Here is a 20,082-nt window from a genome sequence, read left to right on the forward strand (position 1 = left end):
CACGTAGAAATGTGTCGCCTGGTGTTCTACGATTCGTAGAATAAGGGTTTTCTACCGCTTGTAGAACATGACATAACTAAGGACCTGCACGTGGAAGCATTGGACATTGCCCGCTGGCAATTCGGCATTACGACGGTGTATCACTTCCTGATGGTCCCGCTGACCATCGGCCTGGGGCTGGTGGTTGCCGCCCTGCAGACCGCATGGGTTCGCACGGGCAAGGAAGAGTATCTGCGCCTCACCAAGTTCTGGGGCAAGCTCTTCCTGATTAACTTCATCATGGGTGTGGCCACCGGCCTGGTGCAGGAATTCCAGTTCGGCATGGCCTGGAGTGAATACAGCCGCTTCGTTGGCGACGTCTTCGGCGCCCCGCTGGCGCTGGAATCCCTCCTGGCCTTTTTCACCGAATCGGTGTTCCTGGGCCTGTGGATCTTTGGCTGGAACCGGCTGCCCAAGAAGCTGCACCTGGCCACTATCTGGCTGGCAACGGGAGCCTCTGCGCTCTCCGCCTACTTCATCCTTGCCGCCAACTCCTGGATGCAGCATCCGGTAGGCGTGGAGCTGGTGGACGGCCGTGCCGTCATGACGGACATCTGGGCTGTCCTTACGAACAACACGCTCCTTGTGGCCTTCCCGCACACGATCACCGGCGCCTTCGCCGTAGCCGGCGGGTTCCTGCTGGGCATTTCCTGGTACCACCTGTGGAAGCGGCGCCGCGACGGCATCGACACGGTGGATGAGAACGGCCGCGTGATCGTGGGCGAGGACGCCGCTATCGGCCGTGACAAGACGGACCACGCCGTCTGGATCAAGGCGCTGCGCATCGGTGCCGCCGTTGCCGTTGTCGCCTTTGCCGGCACCGCCATCACCGGCGACCTGCAGGGCAAGCTGATGTTCGAGCAGCAGCCAATGAAGATGGCTGCCGCGGAAGCTGCCTGCCACAACGGCACCTCGTTCTCCATCCTGTCCGTCGGGGACGTGGGTGCCCGTGACTGCGACGACGTTAAGACGCTGATCGAGGTTCCCGGCGTCCTGTCCTTCCTGGCAAACGGCGACTTCAACACGCCCGTGGACGGCGTGAACACGCTGATCCCGGAGTACCAGGAAAACTACGGCACCCACCTGCCTGATGACCCGATGTACGGCGAGCAGGCCGGCCAGGAGATCGACTACCTGCCGGTCATGGCCGTGACCTACTGGGGCTTCCGCATCATGATCGGCTTCGGCGGTGTTGCGGCAGTGGCTGCCGCGGTGGCGCTGTGGGTCACCCGCAAGGGCACCGTGCCGCAGTCCAAGGGCCTTATGCGCCTGGCTGTGTTCGGCATCCTCGCTCCGTTCGGCGCCAACAGCGCCGGCTGGATCTTCACGGAAATGGGCCGCCAGCCCTTCGTCGTGGTGCCCAACCCCAGCTTCACCGGCATAGACAACGTGTTTATGTTCACGGCGGCAGCGGTCTCCCCGGGAGTCAGCAAGGCCGAACTGCTCTTCTCAGTCATCTCCTTCACGGTGATCTACCTGGCCCTGCTCGTGGTCGAGGTCGGACTGCTGGCGAAGTATGTCCGCGGCGGCGTTCCGTCTGCCATGCCTGAGCTGCTGCCCGGAAACGGGCACGACGGCGACGGAGCGGGCGGACCGGATGGTGCCGACAGCGACGGCGACGGCGGGCCCGGCAAGCCCGGCGGGCGCAAGTCCGACGACGTCCTAGATTTCGCCTACTAGCAGGAAGGGAAGAACATGACGCTTCCAACATTCTGGTTCATTGTTATTGCGTTCCTGTGGGTTGGCTACCTCTTCCTGGAAGGGTTCGACCTGGGCGTGGGCATGCTGATGAAGCTCTTCGCCCGCAATGAGCGCGAGCGGCGCGTACTGCTCAACACCATCGGCCCTGTCTGGGACGGCAACGAGGTCTGGCTCATCACCGCAGGCGCGATGACCTTCGCAGCCTTCCCCTTCTGGTACGCGGCACTGTTCTCCGCGCTCTACCTGCCGCTGACCCTGGTGCTCCTCGGCTTGATCTTCCGCGCCGTTTCCATCGAATACCGCGGCAAGCGGGACTCCGACCGCTGGCGCAACCGCTGGGACTGGGCCATGGCCCTCGGCTCCTTTGTGAGCGCCTTCGGCGTCGGCGCGGCACTGGCCCTTACCTCCACGGGCCTGCCGCTGAATGAGAACGGCGACCGCGTGGGCGGCGCCTTCGCGTGGCTGACCCCCTGGGCCGTCCTGGGCGGCCTCGCCGTTGTTGGTTTTGCCCTGGTGCACGCGTGCGCCTTCCTGATGCTCAAGACCGACGGCGAGATCCGCGCCCGGGCCCGCCGCGCCGTCGTGCGCTGGCTGCCTGTTGGTGTGCTGCCTCTGGCTGTCTGGGCCATCGGCGTGCAGTTCACCAGCGGCGAGCTGATGTCCCTGATCCCGCTGGCCGTTGCCGTGGTTGCCCTGGTGGTTGCCTGGCTCATGGCCTTCAGGGGCAGGGAAGCGCTGTCCTTCGCAGCACTGGGCGCATTCCTTCTCTTTGGCGCGGTTTCAATCTTCGCGGCCATGTACCCCGTGGTCCTTCCGTCCTCGCTTGACGCAGCGTGGAACCTGACGGTGGACAACGCTTCCTCCAGCCCGTACACGCTCAAGGTGATGACCTGGGTATCCGTATTCGGCCTGCCCATTGTGCTGCTCTACCAGGGCTGGACCTACTGGGTATTCCGCAAGCGCGTCACCGCTGAGTCCATCCCCGCCGTGCACAAGGTGAAGGTCCAGTGAAGCCGGTCCTTCCTGTCAGTGCCACCAGCCGCCGGGCACTGTACCTGCTGGGGCTCATCGCCGCAGTGAAGGCACTGGCGCTCGTGCTTCTGGCCTCCGGAGTGGCCGCCGGCATTGCCGGGCTGGCTGCGGACGGACCGGACTGGGGCTACGTGGCAGCCACGGGCATCACCGGTGCTCTCCTGCGCTCCCTTGCCATCTGGGCGCAGGACACCGTTGCCCAGCGTGCCGCGGCCGGTGTCAAGGATGAGCTGCGCGGCCAGCTGACCGGCCGGGTGCTGGCCGACGGCGGGAGTGTGCCCGGGATGGGCAGCGGAGCGCTGAGCGTCCTGCTGACCCGTGGACTCGACGGCCTGGACAACTACTACGCCAAGTACCTGCCGGCCCTTGTCACCTGTGCCGTGCTGCCCCTGCTGATCGGCGTCCGCATCCTTGCCGCCGACTGGGTCAGTGCCGTCGTTATTGTCCTGACCGTGCCGCTGGTACCTGTGTTCATGGTGCTCATTGGGCTCCACACCGGCGACAAAACGGCCAAGGCCATCGATGCCCTGAACCGGTTGTCGGACAACATGCTGGAACTGGCAAAGGGCCTGCCCGTGCTGGTGGGGCTGGGACGTGCCCGCGCACAGACCCGTGCGCTGCGCGACGTAGCCGACCGCTACCGCACCACCACGCTCCAAACCCTGCGTGTGGCGTTTATGTCCTCGCTGGCACTGGAACTCATCGCAACCATCTCCGTGGCAGTGGTGGCAGTGTTCATCGGCGTCCGGCTGGTTCACGGGGACATGTCACTCGAAGTCGGCCTGCTGGCGCTGATCCTGGCGCCGGAGTGCTACCAGCCGCTCAGGGATCTGGGCACCGCCCACCACTCCAGCGAGGATGGACTGGAAGCCCTGAAACGGACGAACAGCGTCCTGGAGGCGCCGGCGGCCCGTCCGCTGGCGGAAACGGGCACCGGAGAACCCGGCCGGCAGGAGGACGGCAGTGTTGCAGTGCGCGGCCTGACCGTGCATTACCCCGGGCGGCCCGAGGCCGTCCTGCAGGACCTGTCCTTCGTACTCCCGGCCGGAAGCATCGCCGCGCTGACCGGGCCGAGCGGCTGCGGCAAGACCACGGTGCTGGAAGTGCTGGCAGGTCTGCGGCGCGACGGCGACGAAGCACAGGTCAGCGGTGAAGCCAGGGGAGTGGACCGGGACCGAATCGCCTGGATTCCGCAGCACCCCGTATTGGTGGAAGACACTGTCGCCGCCGAAATCGGGCTTTACTCCGGTCTTTCCGATCCAGGGGCCCAGCGTGCTGCAGCAGAGCAGGCACTGGCAGACATCAACTCGCTGCACCTGCTCGACGCCCACACCGCAGACCTCAGCCCCGGTGAACAGCGCCGCGTCGCCGTGGCCCGGGCCCTTGCCCGCATATACAACGTTCCCGGCGTCCGGGTCCTGCTCGCCGACGAGCCCACGGCGCACCTTGATGAATCAAGTGCCGCAGCAGTCCGGACGGCACTTGCCCGGCTGCGCTCCCGGTGCACCGTCCTGCTGGTGGCACACGACCGCCGCACAGCGGCCATCGCCGATACGGTGATTGCCGTGGGCGGCTCCGGCCGCGACCTGGATCCGGTACCTCCGCAGGAGGAATACGTCCCTGCCGAACAGGTGCTGCCCGTGGATTTCGCCGGGTCCGCACCGCAGGAGGCGCCAGGGCACCAGCCGCTGTGGAAGAACCTCCTGGTGCTTCGGCCCTGGAGCCCGCAGTTCCTGAAGGCACTGGCCTACGGGACCGGGGCGACGGTGTTTGCCGTTGCCCTCAGCGCCCTCTCCGGCTGGCTGATTGTCCGTGCCGCAGAGCAGCCCCCTATCCTTTACCTGCTCACGGCCATTGTGGGAGTGCGGTTCTTCGGCATTGGCCGCGCCGTCCTGCGTTACCGGGAGCGGCTGCACCTGCATGACGCGGTCTTCCGCGCCACCAACTCCATCCGCATCCGGCTCTGGAACGGGCTCCTAAACCGTCCCGAAGGCTGGCGTCGGCTGGCGCGCGGCGGGGGAGCGCTGGAACGCCTGGTGGGCGACGTCGATGAACTGCGCGACATTGCGCCGCGCGTCGTCTTCGCACCGCTTACTGCCTTCGTCACATCGATCGCGGCCTGCGTCGCCACCGGGCTGCTGATACCGGAAGCGCTCTGGATCCAGGTTGGGCTTTGCCTGGTGGGTCTCATCGCCGCACCGGCCGTAGCGCTGTGGGCGGACTCCGCAGCACGCGCCCGGACTGTGACACTGCAGTCAAAGGCGATGGCATCCATGGCTAAACTGCTGACAGCCGCACGGGACCTGGAGGCAAATTCCTCCTCCACACCAGTGGTCACCCGGCAGCGGCTCCTGGATGCTGCCACTGCCGATGCCGCACGCCGCAGCGCCTGGGCCCAGGGGCTGGCCAACGCCCTCACCGCACTCGCGTGCGCCGGATCGGCCCTCTGGATCCTCACCGTGGCGCAGAACGTTCCCGCCACGGTCGCCGCGGTGATCGTCCTTATGCAGCTTGCCCTGCTTGAATGCTTCGCCGCCGTCAACGGCTCCATCCAGCAGTTCACGGCCTGGCAGGTGCTGGGAGACAAGGTGCTCCCGGATCTTGGCTCGGACTCCGTTGATCCCGGGGCGGACCCCGGGGCGCAGGCCCGCCCGCCGCGCCCGGGTGCCATCGAGCTCTCCGGCATCCGCTACCGGTATCCGGGCGGATCCCGCGACGTTCTTTCCGGGGTCGACCTGCACCTGGAACCCGGGGACTGGCTGGCCGTTACGGGCCCCTCCGGCAGCGGCAAGTCCACCCTGCTCGGTGTGCTTCTCGGTTTCCTGGAGCCCCAGGCCGGAACCTTCAGCATCGGCGGGCAGCCGGCATCGAGCTTCAGCCGTGAAAACCGCGGGATGGCGTGGTGCCCGCAGGAAGCGCACCTCTTCGATTCGACCCTGCGCGGAAACCTGCTTCTGGCCCGCGACCGTTCAAAGGCCCCCAGTGAGGCCGAAATGCTCGCGGCGCTCGATGCCGTGGGACTGGGCAGCTTGACCGCGGAACTCGAGGACGGCATCAACACCCGCATCGGCAACGGGGGGCACCTGCTCTCCGGCGGGCAGCGCCAGCGGCTGGCCGTCGCGCGCGCGCTCCTGACGGAGGCTGACGTGGTGCTCCTGGATGAGCCCACGGCGCACCTTGATCCGCCGGCGGGGCGGCAGCTGATGGCCGACCTCAGTGTAGGCCTGGCCGGCAAGACGGTGGTCGTGGTGACCCATAACCCGGCCGACGCCGCCTGGTGCAGCCGGCGGCTTGAGCTGGGTGCAGCGGAAAGCAGCCTTGCCCTACGCTAGGGGCCATGGCCTTTTCAAGCACAGTGCAGCTGCCCGGACCGCAGACACGGCTGGCATGGCGTCCCATCACGCACGCCGACCTGGATGACTGGTATGCCCTGACCCGCCGGATTGCTGAGGCAGACAAACCCGGCTGGTCAGAGGAACGCGCAGACCTGGAGCACGCGCTGGACCGCGCCAATAACGATCCGGGGCAGGACTCGCTGCTGGGAGTCGATTCCGACGGCGTTCCGAGGGCTTTCGGACTGGTCAACCTGAACCCGGACTCAGTCCGCGTCATCGGGTTTGGCGGGGTGGATCCTGCGTGGCGCCGCCGCGGCATCGGCACGGCCGTGTACCGCTGGCAGGCGGACCGCGCCCGGGCACGGGTCCAGGACAGGAAGAGCGACGAGCAGCCGCTGCTGCGGAGCTATGCGGAGGCGGACAACCCCTCCCACGTTGCCATGCTCGAGTCGGCCGGGGCCCGGGTTTCCCGGTACTTCACCGAAATGACCAGGCCGCTCTCCGACGGGTTGCCGGATGCGCGGCTGCCCGAGGGAATGGAGTTCCAGACCTTTTCTGATGAGATCTCCGAGCGCCTGCGCGTGGCGCACAACGAGGCCTTCCTGGACCACTGGGGCAGCGAGCCCCGGGATGAGCAGAGCTGGCGCTTCACGGTGGGCCATCCCCAGTTCCGCCGCGACTGGAGTTTCGTAGTGATTGAGAAGTCCTCCGGCGGAATCGCTGCATACCAGCTGGCCAGCTACGACCCCGAGTCGCCGGAGATATTCGGCTACTCGGAGGGTTACACCGAGCTGCTCGGGGTGCTGCGGGACTGGCGGGGCATGGGAATTGCCCCTGCCATGCTGGCCGAAGCCATGCGGCGTTTCCGTGCTTCGGGGATGCAGAACGCCGGTCTGGGCGTGGATACGGAGAACCCCTCCGGGGCGCTGCGGATCTACGAGCAGCTGGGATATACGCCCGTCAGCCGGCAGATCGTCTATGACCTCCCGCTAGATGCTGAGCCGGCCTAGGCCTGCACTACCCAGATCGCCTCTGCGGCCGGGAGGCCGAGCTCCACCCGGTCTCCCGAACGCTCCAACGTAAGGGTGCCCGCATAGGCCTGCCGTTCAAGGACGCTGATCTCTGTGTCCAGTCCAAGACCCATGCCGCCCAGATACCGGAGCAGCTCCGGATTGTTGTCTGACACCCGGGCAATCCGCAGCATGGTACCCGGTTCGCTATGGCTAAGACGGGACGCGTCCAGGGCCGGCAGGCTGCCGTCGCGGGCGGGAATTGGATCCCCGTGCGGGTCGCGGACCGGATGGCCCAACCTGACGGCGAGGGCTTCCACCATCTTGTCTGAGACGGCGTGTTCGAGGTTCTCTGCCTCATCATGCACCTCGTCCCAGCCGTAACCGAGATATTCCACCAGGAAGGTTTCGATCAGCCGGTGGCGCCGCACCATGTTGACGGCGGCCTGCTCGCCGGCCGGGGTGAGGGAAACGGAACCATAGCGTGCGTGGGTCAGGAACCCCTGCGCAGCCAGTTTCTTGACCGCCTCCGAGACCGAAGAAGCGGAGAATCCAAGATGGGCGGAGAGCGCCGATACCGTGACCGGCGCATCGGTCCACTCCTGGGCCGTCCAGATGACTTTCAAATAGTCTTCCGCGGCGCTGGTCAGCTCTTTCTTTCCCACGGGTCCCACCTTACGCCAGCGGCCGGATCCCGGTCAGGTTGATACCCCTAGGGGGTACTTGACTGATACCTACAGGGGGTATAGCTTGGGGATGTTGCCAGAGATTACCGGGAGGTCGAATCGTGGATGCCAGTTCAGTTGATGCTGTTGAAGAACGCGGCTATGCCAGTGACAAGGAGGCGTACCTGCGGCGGCTGAAACGCATTGAGGGACAGGTTCGGGGAATCGCCCGGATGGTTGATGAAGACAAGTACTGCATCGATGTCCTGACGCAGGTTTCAGCCGTGACCAAGGCGCTGCATGCGGTGAGCCTGGGCCTGGTCCAGGACCATATTTCGCACTGCGTGGTTTCGGCTGCGCGGGAAGCCGAAGCAGCAGGAGATCCCGCAATCGTGGATGTGAAGGTCCAGGAAGCAGCAGACGCAATCGGACGGCTGCTTCGCTGAACCCCTGTCCGACCACCAAGCACAAACCAGGGCTTATGCCCGGGAACAAGGAGAGCCAAGAATGGAAACCCAGCTAAACATTTCCGGAATGACCTGCGGGCACTGTGTTGCCTCGGTGACTGAGGAACTAAAGGAGGTCAGCGGGGTACAGGATGTCCGGGTGGACCTGGTGGCCGGAGGAGTTTCAACCGCCGTCGTTACCTCAGCCGAGCCGATCGAACCGAAGCTGCTCGGGGAAGCCGTGGCAGAAGCCGGCTACACCGTGGTGGGCTGAAAGGAGAATCATGGAAACCCGTGAACAGCAGCACCTGGGCGCTGAGCGCGAGGTGTCGCTGGACATTCAGGGCATGACCTGTGCCTCCTGCGTCAACAGGGTTGAGCGCAAGCTCGCCAAGATTGACGGTGTGCAGGCCAGCGTCAACCTTCCGCTCAACTCAGCCACGGTGAAGGTTCCGGCAGGCGTCAGCGACCAGCAGCTGGTGGAAACCGTCGAAGCAGCCGGTTACCGGGCAAGCGTGGCCACTCCGGCACACAACGGCCATGAGGACCACATGGCCCACGGCGGCACTGCCGGCGAACTGCGGCCCCGCCTGATAACGGCAGCCGTGCTGACAGTTCCCGTGCTGCTCATTTCCATGGTCCCGGCGTTCGCGTTCCCCAACTGGGGATGGGCAGCAGCGCTATTGTCCCTTCCCGTGGTGCTGTGGTCTGCGTGGCCGTTCCACCGGGCGGCGGCGGTCAACGCGCGGCACCTTGCCTCCACCATGGACACACTGGTCTCCATTGGTGTCTCCGCGGCCTACCTCTTCTCCCTGGGGCAGCTGATCGCCGATCCCGCGCTGACCGCGGATCCGGGGATGAGCGAGGCGCACCTCTACTTCGAAGTGGCCGCCGTGGTCACTACCTTCCTGCTGCTTGGCCGGTTCCTGGAAGCCCGCGCCAAAACGAGCGCGGCGGACGCCCTCACCTCGCTCCTTTCACTCGGCGCGAAGGAGGCAGTAGTCCTTCGGGACGGCCGGGAAGAGAAGATACCGGCAGGCGATTTGGTTCCCGGGGACGTGTTCGTTGTCCGTCCGGGGGAGAAGGTCGCCACTGACGGAATAGTGGTCGACGGCGAATCCGCCATTGACGCTGCCCTTATCACCGGAGAATCCCTGCCGGTGGAAGTCCATGCCGGGGATCCCGTGACAGGGGCGACCGTCAACACTTCGGGACGGCTGCTGGTCCGCGCTACCCGCGTGGGCAGTGAAACAACGCTGGCCCAGATGGGCGCACTGGTGAGTGCTGCCCAGTCCGGCAAGGCTCCGATCGCAAGGCTGGCAGACCGGATCAGTTCCGTGTTCGTGCCCGTGGTCCTGGCCATTGCCGTACTGACCTTTGTGCTGTGGCTGGTACTCACCGGCGACCTGCAGGGTGCCTTCACCTCTGCCGTTGCCGTGCTGGTCATTGCGTGCCCCTGCGCGCTCGGGCTGGCCACTCCGGTGGGCCTGCTGACCGGTACCGGCCGCGGAGCCCAGCTTGGCATCCTCATCAAGGGCCCGCAGGTCCTTGAGGACACCCGCATGGTGGACACCATCCTGCTGGACAAGACAGGGACGGTCACCAGCGGAAAGCTCTCCGTTGCCCGCACGGTCCTGCTGCCGGGCAGCCGCACCGAAGATGAAACTGAACTGCTCCGCCTTGCCGGATCGCTTGAGAACGCCGGTGAGCATCCGATCGCACGTGCAATAGCCGCAGCTGCCGAACAGGGACCGGGGCTGGCACCGGTCAGCGGCTTCCAGTCCTCACCGGGCGGCGGAGTACGCGGCATGGTCGAGGGACGAAGCGTCGTCGCAGGCCGTCCCGGCTGGCTGCAGGAAAACGGGATTTTGCTCGACGCTGCTGCGCAGGACGTGCTCCTGCACGAACAGGAAACCGGTGCCACCGCCGTCGTTGTGGCTGTGGACGGGGTTCCCGCTGGCGTGATCAGCCTGCAGGACACCATCAAGGAAGGTTCGCGGGAAGCTGTTGCCCGGCTCTCCGCACTCGGTCTGAGGCCTGTTCTCCTCACGGGGGACAACGCCGTGGTGGCTGCAGCAGTAGCCAGGGAAGTCGGCATTCCCGCTGGGGACGTGCTCGCAGACGTCCGCCCGGAGGGCAAAGTCGAAGCAGTCCGCCGGTTCCAGTCGGAGGGCGCCACGGTGGCAATGGCCGGTGACGGCGTGAACGACGCCGCGGCACTGGCCCAGGCCGACCTTGGCATCGCAATGGGTTCGGGTACTGACGCTGCCATGGCCGCTGCGGACCTGACCGTCATGGGCAGTTCGCTGGGACAGGTGGCGACGGCAATTGAGCTCTCCCGCCGGACGCTGCGGACCATCAAGGTCAACCTGTTCTGGGCCTTCTTCTACAACGCTGTAGGCATCCCGGTTGCGGCTTTCGGGCTCCTGAACCCCATGATCGCCGGCGCAGCCATGGCAGCCAGCTCTGTGCTCGTTGTGCTGAACTCGCTGCGGCTGCGCAGCTTCGGCAAGTAGCACGAACAACCTGCCACAGGACAAAAGTCCGGCCGGGCCTGGTTAGCCAGGCCCGGCCGAACTGCGTTACAGCGGCTAGAAGCTGGGACCCACGTGGTCGACCGGGCTCGCCAGGGGCACACCCGATCCATCCCGCCGGCCGTGCTCGGTGGGCAGGGCACGGGCAACACCGTTGGCAGCGGCAGCCTTCGCCGGACCGTGCCCGGCCCAGGCCACCACGAGCGCATCTTCGCCCTTGAGGAACCGGTGCGCCCGGACACCCGCCGTTGCACGTCCCTTCGCCGGGTACTCGGAGAAATCGGTGACCTTAACCGACCCGCCGGGCGTTCCGGGAATCGTTTCGGTGCCGGAGGCAACGGTGACCACGACGGCGTCCGGGTCGCCGGCCGGGACCACGCCGAAGAAGATGACCTGGTCACCATCGCTGAGCTTCATGCCGGCCACACCGCCCGCGGTCCGTCCCTGCGGACGGACGACGGAAGCAGGGAAGCGCAGCAGCTGGGCGCCCCGGGTGGCGAAGACGAGTTCGTCGTCCTCGTTCGCAGCGACGGCGGCACCCACCACTTCGTCCTTGGGCTTCAGGGTGATGGCTTCCCAGTCGTCCCGGTTCAGCGGGTAGTCGGGATTGACCCGCTTGACCACGCCGTTGCGGGTACCGAGGGCCAGTACGGCGTTCAGCGGCACCATGCCGATCAGTTTCTCGCCCTTGGCCAGGGTCATGAAGTCCTTGGCAGGCACACCGCCGGCGAGATTCGGCAGCCCGTTGGTCGGGGGCAGCGCCGGCATGTCCATCACCTGCACCCGGATCATGCGGCCGGATGAGGTGACCGCGCCGATTTCACCGCGGGCGGTGGTGGCGACCACGGAACGGAACACATCATGCCGGGTCCGCTGGCCGCCCTCGGCGAGCGGCTCCTGGTTGGCGGTCCGGGCCAGCTGCCCGGAGGCAGAGAGAATCACCCAGCAGGGATCGTCAGGGATCTGCAGGGGCAGAACGGCCTTGGCACCCTTGCCTGCCTTCACGGCCACGGCTTCGGAAGCCATCGGCGCCACGGCTTCGGACTCCAGCAGCACGGTCCGGCGCGGAGTCGCGTACCGGGCAGCGACTTCGCCCAGCTCGTCACAGACAAGTCCGCGGAGGCGCTCTTCGGAATCCAGGATCGCCTGGAGCTCCTCGATGGCAGCGCGGAGTTCTTCCTGTTCCTTCTCCAGCTCGAGGCGGGAGTACTTGGTCAGCTGGCGCAGGCGCAGTTCCAGGATGTGGTTCGCCTGGATTTCAGTGAGGTCGTAGATGGACATCAGGCGGGTCCGGGCCTCGGCCGTTTCCTCCGAGGAGCGGATCACCTGAATGACCTCGTCAATATCGACGATCGCGATCAGCAGGCCCTCAACGAGGTGCAGCCGGTCCTTCTTGCGCCCAAGCCGGTAGGCAGTGCGGCGCCGGACCACGCCGAGGCGGTGCGAGGCATAAACCTGCAGCAGCTCCACCAGGCCCAGGGTCCGGGGCTGGCCGTCCACCAGGGAGACGTTGTTGATGCCGAACGAATCTTCCATCGGCGTGTACCGGTAGAGCTGGGCCAGGACAGCCTTGGGATTGAACCCGTTCTTCAGCTCAATGACCAGGCGGAGACCGTGCTGGCGGTCGGTCAGGTCAACGACGTCGGAAATGCCCTGGAGTTTCTTGGACGTCACCGCGTCCTTGATCTTCTCGATCACCTTTTCCGGACCCACCATGTACGGAAGCTCGGTGACCACCAGGCCGGTGCGGCGGGCGGTGAGCTGTTCAACTTCCACCTTGGCCCGGGTCTTGAACGAACCGCGCCCGGTGGCATACGCGTCGCGGATTCCATCCAGGCCGACGATCCGGCCGCCGGAGGGCAGGTCAGGTCCCGGCACGAACCGCATGATGTCTTCGAGGGTTGCCTCGGGGTGGCGGATGAGGTGCTGGGTGGCGGCAATGACTTCACCCAGGTTGTGCGGTGCCATGTTGGTCGCCATGCCAACGGCAATACCGCTGGCGCCGTTGACCAGCAGGTTCGGGAACGCAGCCGGCAGCACCTCCGGCTGGGTCAGCTGGTTGTCGTAGTTCGGGACGAAGTCCACCACGTCTTCATCGAGGTGGTCGGTGAGCGTCAGCGCCGCAGCGGCAAGGCGGGCCTCGGTGTACCGCGAGGCAGCCGGGCCGTCGTCGAGCGAACCGAAGTTGCCGTGCCCGTCGATCAGCGGGAGGCGTAGTGCCCAGTCCTGGGCCATCCGGACCATGGCGTCGTAGATGGCTGAATCGCCGTGCGGGTGGAGCTTGCCCATTACCTCGCCCACCACGCGGGCACTCTTGACGTGGCCACGGTCGGGCCGCAGCCCCATCTCGGACATCATGTACAGGATGCGGCGCTGCACCGGCTTCAATCCGTCACGCGCATCCGGCAGGGCACGTGAATAGATCACCGAGTAGGCGTACTCGAGGAAGGACCCTTCCATCTCGGTGGTGACGTCTATATCGATGATGTTCTCGGCGATTGGTTCACCGGGAGTGGGTGCGGAGGCGGAGCGCCGGGCCATGTATTTCTTGCGTCCTTGAGGTTGTGGGTTTTGGTGCCTTATGGCGGTTCGGTGGCGGGTTCTAAAAAATGCCCACTAGGCTGAGTCTATGGCGGAGCAGGGACAATACCCCGAATATTGGGAAGCTGATGTCGTGTTGCGGGACGGCGGTACGGGCCATCTCCGCCCGGTTTCCCCGGCCGATGCCGAGGCGTTGCAGGCATTCCACATGCGGCAGTCCCAGAGCTCCATCTATCTTCGTTTCTTCACTTACAAGGCTAAACTGAGCGGCCGCGAGCTGAAGCGCTTTACCAACGTCGATTACCGGGATCGCGTTGCGTTTGTCATCACACTCGGCACCGAGATCGTGGGCATTGGCCGGTATGACCGCCTGGACGACCCCACCGAGGCCGAGGTCGCCTTCAACATTTCCGACGAGCACCAGGGCCGCGGAATCGGCTCGATCCTCCTTGAACACCTGGCCGCGGCGGCCCGCGAAAACGGGATCCGCCGCTTCAGTGCCGAGGTGCTTCCGGAGAACCGCAAAATGCTCAGCGTCTTTGCCGATGCGGGCTATGAGGTCCGCAGGGCTTTCGACGACGGCGTGATCGCCCTTGACTTCGACATTGACCCCACCGAGAAATCCCGTGCAGTGATGGAAGCCCGGGAACACCGGGCCGAGGCGCGCAGCGTCGCGAACCTGCTCTCGCCGTCGTCCATTGCAGTGATTGGTGCCAGCCGTGAGTGGGGGAGCGTTGGCTACCAGCTCATGGAACACATCGTCGAGGGCGGATTCACCGGCAGCGTCTACGCGGTAAACCCCGAGGCCTTTGAACTGGCCGGCATGGTTTCCTACGGGAAGATCTCTGAGATCCCCGAGCCCGTCTCCCTGGCAGTCATCGCCGTGCCGTATGACCAGGTGCAGCGCGTGGCTGAGGAATGCGCTGCTGCCGGAGTGAAGCACCTGCTGGTGGTCAGTGCAGGGTTCGACGACGGCGAGGCAGGACTGGCACGCCAGCGCCGGCTGGTGCGCTACGCCCGGGCCAACGGCATGCGGGTGGTTGGCCCGGCGTCCCTGGGCCTGATCAACACGCGTCCTGAAATCTCCCTCAACGCCTCGATGGCTCCGGCCCTGCCGCGCCGCGGGGGACTGGGCCTGTTCAGCCAGTCGGCTGCAATCGGCGTGCTGCTGTACGCGGCGGCGCAGCGTCGCAGGCTGGGCCTTTCCTCAACGATTTCCGCCGGTAACCGGGCAGATGTCTCCGGCAACGACGTGATGCAGTACTGGGAAGACGACGCGGACACGAAAGTGGTGGGCCTCTACCTCGAGTCAGTGGGAAACCCGCGTAAGTTCTCCCGAATTGCACGCCGGCTGGCCACCAGCAAGCCGGTGATCGTGGCGAAGTCGGACGTCACCGGGCTGCAGCTGCCCCCGGGGCACTCTGTCCGGCTGACCCAGGCGCCCCGCGGCGCACTGGACGCAATGCTGCGCCAGTCCGGAGTCATCCGCGTCCCCACCAATGAACAGCTCATGGATGTTGCGCAGATTGCCTGCAGCCAGCCGCTGCCGCGCGGCCGGGGACTGGCCGTGCTCAGCAACTCCGCAGCGCTGGGCCGGGTGCTGGCGGACGCCGCCGTCGCGCTGGACCTGGATACCGTGCACCTTCGCACCGACCTGGAACTGGACCGGGGCCAAAGCGCAGCCCTGCCCGCACTGCGTGAAGCCGTGGCGAAGGCTCTCTCCGACGAAGCAGTGCATTCCGCCGTCGTGACCCTGCTTCCCTCAGCGGGGCTGAGCAATGACGCGGTGGCGGAGACGCTGCTGGACTGCGCACTGGAGGCTTCGAAGCCGGTTGTGGCCGTGTTTACCGGAATCATGGATCCGAACCAGCACACCGAAGGTGTCCTGGCCTTGCGTGCTGCCCTCCAGCCGGCCGCGGCGGACGAAGACGGTGCTGAACCGGGAACCGATGCGCAGCTGCCTGCCGGGCTGCCGTGCTTCGCCAGCCCGGGTGCCGCGGTCACTGCCCTGGCCGCGCTGGTCCGCTACACCGAGTGGTCCGGACGGGAACACGGCCATTTCACCTCGCCCGCCGGCGTGGACACTGAGGCCGCGCACGCCTTCATTGAGGAACAGATGGCCCGTGTGGCCAACACCGAGCTGCTGCGCCTTGGGCCTGCCGAGACTGCGCGGCTGCTGGGTTTCTACGGTATTGACGTCCTCCCTTCGCTGCCGTTCCGCAGCGAGGATGAGGCAGTGGAAGCAGCCAACCGGCTGGGCTGGCCCGTGGTGCTCAAGACCATGGATGAGCACCTGCGGCATCGCCTGGACCTCGGCGGTGTGCGGCTGAACATCTCCTCTGAACAGTCGCTTCGCAGCAACATTTCCGAGATGCGGACGGCGCTGGAGCCCTATGGGCGGTTTGAGCTTGAGGTGCAGTCCATGGCCCCGTCCGGCCAGGGCTGCGTACTGCGGGCCATTGAGGATCCGCTGCTGGGCCCGGTCCTGTCCTTTGGCATTGCGGGGGACGCGGTGAACCTCCTCGACGACTGGGCGCACGGCATCCCGCCGCTCACGGACGTGGACATCGCCGACCTGGTACGGACACCGCGGACCTCCCGGCGGCTTTTCGGCTACCAGGGGCTGCCCAAGGTGGACGTTGCTGCCCTGGAGGAGCTGATTTCGAAGGTGGCGCTGCTGAAGGACGAGCACCCGGAAATTGCGCTCCTGGAAATCAATCCCGTGCTCGTCTCGGTGCAGGGAGTCACCGTCCTGAGCGCTGATATCCGGCTGGGCAACCCGCAGCAGCGGACAGACAGCGCCCGCCGGGCCCTGCGTGACTAACCCCGCGCTGCCTGAAGTTATGCACTGTCAGCGCGCCTTTTTAGGTGCTCAGGGCAAATCTGGGGGAAACTGGATGCATGTCGCCGCTACTTTCAGCTGAACGCCGCAGCCTTGACGCCTCCATGGAGCGCGCAGGCTTCTATCCCACGCTTCTGGCAGACGTTGTGCATGACGCCCTGGACGGGCGTGAACCGCTCTCTCACCTGATCCATCTTGAGACGCACTTTGACCGGACGGAAGTGCACCGGCATATCACCGTCCTGGTCCTCACCGAGGACATGCTGGTGATCACCCACGTGGACGACCAGCAGCTGGACGAAGCCGGCGAACAGATGATGGCCCAGGTCTCCACCGAGTCCGTGCCCGTCACACAGATCCGTTCGGTTGTGCTCGGCTATATGTACTCACAGCCGCAGAACTATAAGCCGTCCGACCAGGCCCGGGAACTGACCCTGGCAATCGCCTGGTCCGGGGGACAGCGGCTGGACATGGGGCCGGCAGGCTGCGCAGATCCCCAGTGCGAAGCCGACCATGGCTACACCGGAACCATTGCGCAGGAAGACATCGTGCTGCGCGTCTCGGCTGAAGCCGACGGGATCCAGGCTGTCCAGAACGCCAAGGCCTTTGCCCGCGCCCTGCGCAAGGTCAACACTGACACCATGAACGTGCGTGCCGTGGACCCCGCCCTTGACCGGCAGCGGATGCCCGGCATCGGCAGCCGCTTCAACCGCGGCCACCACCAGCGGTAAGGGGCGTGGACTCTCCCGCCGCTCCCGAACCGCTTCCGAAAGCGCCCGGCTACGGACGCAGTTCCGTAGCCGAAGTCCTCAGCAGCGCAGCAGCAGCACTGCAGGTTCCAGGCTTCACGAACACCCTTGAGCTGCCCGCCGCACGCCGGGTCTGTGTGGTTATGGTTGACGGCCTGGGCCGCAGCCTGCTGAAACAGCGGGCCGGACACGCGCCCTACCTGCGTTCGCTGCTGGACAGCGGACGGACACTTTCCGCTGCCTTCCCGACGACGACTGCGGCCTCACTTGCCTCGCTGGGCACCGGCCTCCCGCCGGGCCAGCACGGCATGGTGGGCTATGACGTACTGGACCCGGCACAGGACAAGGTAGTCAACATGCTGGGGAACTGGGATCCGGGCGTGAATCCCCGGCTGTGGCAGCCGTTCCCCACCGTCCTGGAACAGGCAGCCGAGCACGTGCCGGTCACAACTGTCAGCCTGCCGAGGTTTGCCGACTCCGCGATGACCAAGGCGGCCCTGCGCGGCGGATCCCACGCCTCCGGCATAGGAATACATGCCCGGATCCAGGCGGCCTCCGAGTCCCTCGCCTCGGAAAAGCGCATGCTGATGTACTTCTACTTCAACGAGCTGGACAAGATCGGGCACCGGCACGGAGCACAGTCCTCCGAGTGGGGCGGGGCGCTGGAAGAGCTCGACTCCGCCCTGAAGCGCTTCACCGCCAAGCTGCCGCAGGACACCCTGGTGCTGCTCACGGCCGACCACGGGATGGTGGACACTGCCCCAGCGGACAGGATCGATTTCTCCGCCGACCCGGCGCTGGTGGACGGGGTCCGGCATACAGCCGGCGACCCGCGGCTGGTGCAGCTGCACCTTGAGCCGGATGCGCCGTCGGGCACGCTCGAGCGGCTGGCCGCCGCATGGCGCCGGGCGCTTGGTTCCAAGACCTGGATCATGACCCGGGACGAAGCCGTGGCCGCCGGGCTCTTCGGCCCGGTCCGGCCCGAAGTGCTCCCGCGCATCGGCGACCTGCTGGTCGCCGCACGCGAACCGATTGCCCTCTATGACACCCGGAGGGCCAGCCCGTCCGCACTGCAGATGGTGGGCCAGCACGGCTCCCTGACCCGTGCCGAGCGCGAAGTCCCGCTCCTGACGCTGGCGCGGCCGGCAAAGAGCGGGCGGAAGTAGGTTATGGCAGAGCTCGTTTTCTTCTCCGGGACCATGGACTGCGGCAAGTCCACCCTGGCGCTGCAAATGGATTACAACCACAGTGCCCGGGGGCGCGGAGGGATCCTCTTCAGCCGCAACGACCGTGCCGGCAACGCCATGATTTCAAGCCGGCTGGGCCTGAAAACCCGCGCGGCGGAGGTCCGGGACACCACCGACTTTTGGGACGAAGTAATCCGCAGCCGCGGCGCGGGTGACCGGGTGGACTACCTGATCTGCGATGAGGCACAGTTCTACAGCGAAGGACAGATCGAGCAGCTTGCCCGGATAGTGGATGAGATGGACATCGACGTCTTCGCCTTCGGCATCACCACGGACTTCCGCACCAGGCTGTTTCCCGGTTCCCGGCGGCTGATCGAGCTCGCGGACCGGATCGAAGTACTGCAGGTGCGGGCGCTGTGCTGGTGCGGCCGCCGGGCTACGCACAACGCCCGCACGGTGGACGGCGTAATGGTCGTGACCGGTGACCAGGTGGTTGTGGGAGACGTGGACAAGCGTTCAGCGGACCCCGCACCGGAAGCACTGTTTGAGCCGGAGGAAGCCGGAGCCGCACCGGTCGTGGGCTACGAGACTCTTTGCCGCCGCCACTACATGCGCCGGATGGGCGCCCAGCAGGCTGCCCGTTTCGCCGGTGTGGGAGAGGACCCGGACGTCTGCGCCCTCGAGAGGCCGCGCAGCTAGTCCGCAGAGACCGGCAATGCCCCGCTAATCGCCCTTGGTGCCGAAGACGATCTCGTCCCAGCTGGGCACGGAAGAGCGTTTCGGCTTGATCCGGCGTTCGGTGACCGGTTCCTTGACCGCCTGTTCCGGGGTTTCCCCACGGTCTTCGTCGGGCTTCTCCGGGGCGGACTGGCTGTCCGGCCGGGAGCCGCGCAGCGGCTTGGCCAGGATGCTGATCTCCCTGGTTGAGGTACTGATTCCTTCGTCAAGGCGCAGCGGATCGGCAACCGGCTCAGGGTCTGGCGCGTCCGTCGCGTCCTCTTCCCCGCCCGGGGGTACCGGGGCAAGGCTCAGCCTGCCGGTGCGCGGCCGGTGTGCGGACTCGTCTTCGAGTTCGGCCTGGCCTTCGCGCGGGTGGGCGGCCGGGATGCTGCCTTTTGCGAGCAGGGCGGCCAATGCGTCGTCGCCCTCTTCATCGGTACCAAGCCGCTGTCCACGGCGGGAGCGCAGTACGTTCAGCAGCTCGTCGGTTTCCTCCTCGCTTACGGTAACGGGCTCTTCGGGAGCCGTATCCGTTTCGAAGTCGAAGACGCGGTCGGCCACCGCGGAAAGCCTCCGGGCCGGCACAGGGGAGTCAACGGGCGCGAGTTCACTGAGCAGCTGGGCCCACCGGTTTGAATTGGTGACCTGACGGCGCAGCGGACTGTAGGTCCAGCGGGCAGGAGGTTCTTCGCCGACGGAAACGCGGGAGTTCTCAGCCAGGCTGAAGCGGGCAACGACGTCCCAGGAGCCTTCCGGGCGGCGCCACGAGTCCCACACCACGGTTTCGGGATCAACACCGAAGGCACGCAGGCGGTGGCTGACCATTTCGCCGAGGCTCACAGGGGAGTCGCCAAACGCTGAACGGTGGCTGTCCTGCGCTGCGGACATGGGAGCTGCAACCTCTACGGACTGTGCCTGGCGGGCAATGTACTCACGCTCAGCAAGCACTGGACCTTCATAACGGCGGATGTGCGCGAGGTCGTGTCCGGAGAGCTCAGCGACGTCCTCTGCGCTGGCTCCGGCACGGATGCGGGCCTGGATATCACGGGGGGTCATGGTTGGTCCGGCGTCCGGCTCAGCCGGCTGCCCGGCCCGCCGTGCCGGACGGGCAGCGGCAACGCGCAGGGCTTCGTCGATGCGGAGCCGGAAGGTTTCGCCGCCCCGACCGCTCAGCAGCAGATGTTCGCCGCCCTCATGGACACCCACGAGCCGTAGATCCTGCATGAAAAAATCCTCGCTATCGATGCCAACTCCTCCTTGAAACAATGCCACCCGGGCCTT

Annotated in this window: 14 protein-coding genes; 11 read left to right on the top strand and 3 right to left on the bottom strand. The window is 66.1% G+C overall.

The window, feature by feature from the left end:
- The first annotated feature begins 90 nt into the window (after positions 1–90).
- From FYJ28_RS00500 to FYJ28_RS00515, 4 genes are read left to right on the top strand one after another with little or no spacing between them, the layout of a single operon-like run.
- Positions 91–1,719 (top strand): cytochrome ubiquinol oxidase subunit I, encoded by a 1,629-nt coding sequence (locus tag FYJ28_RS00500; RefSeq protein WP_326831407.1) that lies wholly within the window; start codon positions 91–93, stop codon positions 1,717–1,719.
- Between the two features lie 15 nt (positions 1,720–1,734).
- A complete protein-coding gene (gene cydB, locus FYJ28_RS00505) occupies positions 1,735–2,751 on the top strand; it encodes a cytochrome d ubiquinol oxidase subunit II (protein ID WP_055241683.1) in 1,017 nt (338 codons plus the stop codon).
- Positions 2,748–6,104, top strand: a complete 3,357-nt coding sequence (cydD, locus tag FYJ28_RS00510; RefSeq protein ID WP_326831408.1) for a thiol reductant ABC exporter subunit CydD — start codon at positions 2,748–2,750, stop codon at positions 6,102–6,104. The genes cydB and cydD overlap by 4 nt, the downstream gene beginning before the upstream one ends.
- 5 nt (positions 6,105–6,109) lie before the next feature.
- Entirely contained in the window at positions 6,110–7,117 is a 1,008-nt protein-coding gene (locus tag FYJ28_RS00515) for a GNAT family N-acetyltransferase (protein ID WP_082413565.1), read from the top strand.
- Here the strand turns inward: FYJ28_RS00515 and FYJ28_RS00520 are convergent.
- A complete protein-coding gene (locus FYJ28_RS00520) occupies positions 7,114–7,782 on the bottom strand; it encodes a metal-dependent transcriptional regulator (protein ID WP_200907627.1) in 669 nt (222 codons plus the stop codon). The genes FYJ28_RS00515 and FYJ28_RS00520 overlap by 4 nt on opposite strands.
- Positions 7,783–7,904: 122 nt before the next feature.
- On the opposite strand from FYJ28_RS00520, the gene FYJ28_RS00525 reads away from it, so the two are divergent.
- The 3 genes from FYJ28_RS00525 to FYJ28_RS00535 all read left to right on the top strand — a co-directional run bounded on the left by FYJ28_RS00525 (position 7,905) and on the right by FYJ28_RS00535 (position 10,744).
- Complete coding sequence (locus FYJ28_RS00525) at positions 7,905–8,228, top strand: metal-sensitive transcriptional regulator (RefSeq protein ID WP_152969967.1); 324 nt, start codon at positions 7,905–7,907, stop codon at positions 8,226–8,228.
- Positions 8,229–8,289: 61 nt separating this feature from the next.
- Positions 8,290–8,502 (top strand): heavy-metal-associated domain-containing protein, encoded by a 213-nt coding sequence (locus FYJ28_RS00530; RefSeq protein WP_055241674.1) that lies wholly within the window; start codon positions 8,290–8,292, stop codon positions 8,500–8,502.
- A 10-nt stretch (positions 8,503–8,512) separates the two neighbouring features.
- Entirely contained in the window at positions 8,513–10,744 is a 2,232-nt protein-coding gene (locus FYJ28_RS00535; protein ID WP_055241672.1) for a heavy metal translocating P-type ATPase, read from the top strand.
- Between the two features lie 75 nt (positions 10,745–10,819).
- On the opposite strand, the gene FYJ28_RS00540 is transcribed toward FYJ28_RS00535, so the two are convergent.
- Positions 10,820–13,303 carry a DNA gyrase/topoisomerase IV subunit A gene (locus tag FYJ28_RS00540; RefSeq protein ID WP_154577925.1) on the bottom strand — a complete coding sequence of 828 codons (2,484 nt, stop codon included), beginning with the start codon at positions 13,301–13,303 and terminating at the stop codon, positions 10,820–10,822.
- 88 nt (positions 13,304–13,391) lie between these two features.
- On the opposite strand from FYJ28_RS00540, the gene FYJ28_RS00545 reads away from it, so the two are divergent.
- The 4 genes from FYJ28_RS00545 (at position 13,392) to FYJ28_RS00560 (ending at position 18,780) form a co-directional block, all read left to right on the top strand.
- Complete coding sequence (locus FYJ28_RS00545; RefSeq protein WP_055241667.1) at positions 13,392–16,127, top strand: bifunctional acetate--CoA ligase family protein/GNAT family N-acetyltransferase; 2,736 nt, start codon at positions 13,392–13,394, stop codon at positions 16,125–16,127.
- 77 nt (positions 16,128–16,204) lie between these two features.
- The gene (locus FYJ28_RS00550) at positions 16,205–16,876 is read left to right on the top strand and encodes a DUF5998 family protein (protein ID WP_055241665.1); all 672 of its coding nucleotides are present in this window, start codon (positions 16,205–16,207) and stop codon (positions 16,874–16,876) included.
- Between the two features lie 5 nt (positions 16,877–16,881).
- Positions 16,882–18,060, top strand: coding sequence for an alkaline phosphatase family protein (locus tag FYJ28_RS00555; protein ID WP_055241663.1), 1,179 nt, complete (start codon positions 16,882–16,884; stop codon positions 18,058–18,060).
- A 3-nt stretch (positions 18,061–18,063) separates the two neighbouring features.
- Positions 18,064–18,780, top strand: a complete 717-nt coding sequence (locus tag FYJ28_RS00560; RefSeq protein WP_154577926.1) for a thymidine kinase — start codon at positions 18,064–18,066, stop codon at positions 18,778–18,780.
- Between the two features lie 24 nt (positions 18,781–18,804).
- On the opposite strand, the gene sepH is transcribed toward FYJ28_RS00560, so the two are convergent.
- Positions 18,805–20,025, bottom strand: coding sequence for a septation protein SepH (gene sepH / locus FYJ28_RS00565; protein ID WP_154577927.1), 1,221 nt, complete (start codon positions 20,023–20,025; stop codon positions 18,805–18,807).
- Positions 20,026–20,082: the final 57 nt, after the last annotated feature.

Origin of the sequence: Arthrobacter sp. BL-252-APC-1A (assembly GCF_009696625.1) — a bacterium.
Classification (GTDB): Bacteria; Actinomycetota; Actinomycetes; order Actinomycetales; family Micrococcaceae; genus Arthrobacter_B.

What these genes read in the sequence shown, in the direction of transcription:
- FYJ28_RS00540 (WP_154577925.1), bottom strand. Translation starts at nt 13,303, where the DNA reads ATGGCCCGGCGCTCCGCCTCCGCACCCACTCCCGGTGAACCAATCGCC.
- FYJ28_RS00545 (WP_055241667.1), top strand. Translation starts at nt 13,392, where the DNA reads ATGGCGGAGCAGGGACAATACCCCGAATATTGGGAAGCTGATGTCGTG.
- FYJ28_RS00530 (WP_055241674.1), top strand. Translation starts at nt 8,290, where the DNA reads ATGGAAACCCAGCTAAACATTTCCGGAATGACCTGCGGGCACTGTGTT.
- FYJ28_RS00550 (WP_055241665.1), top strand. Translation starts at nt 16,205, where the DNA reads ATGTCGCCGCTACTTTCAGCTGAACGCCGCAGCCTTGACGCCTCCATG.
- FYJ28_RS00560 (WP_154577926.1), top strand. Translation starts at nt 18,064, where the DNA reads ATGGCAGAGCTCGTTTTCTTCTCCGGGACCATGGACTGCGGCAAGTCC.
- FYJ28_RS00515 (WP_082413565.1), top strand. Translation starts at nt 6,110, where the DNA reads ATGGCCTTTTCAAGCACAGTGCAGCTGCCCGGACCGCAGACACGGCTG.
- FYJ28_RS00535 (WP_055241672.1), top strand. Translation starts at nt 8,513, where the DNA reads ATGGAAACCCGTGAACAGCAGCACCTGGGCGCTGAGCGCGAGGTGTCG.
- cydB (WP_055241683.1), top strand. Translation starts at nt 1,735, where the DNA reads ATGACGCTTCCAACATTCTGGTTCATTGTTATTGCGTTCCTGTGGGTT.
- sepH (WP_154577927.1), bottom strand. Translation starts at nt 20,025, where the DNA reads ATGCAGGATCTACGGCTCGTGGGTGTCCATGAGGGCGGCGAACATCTG.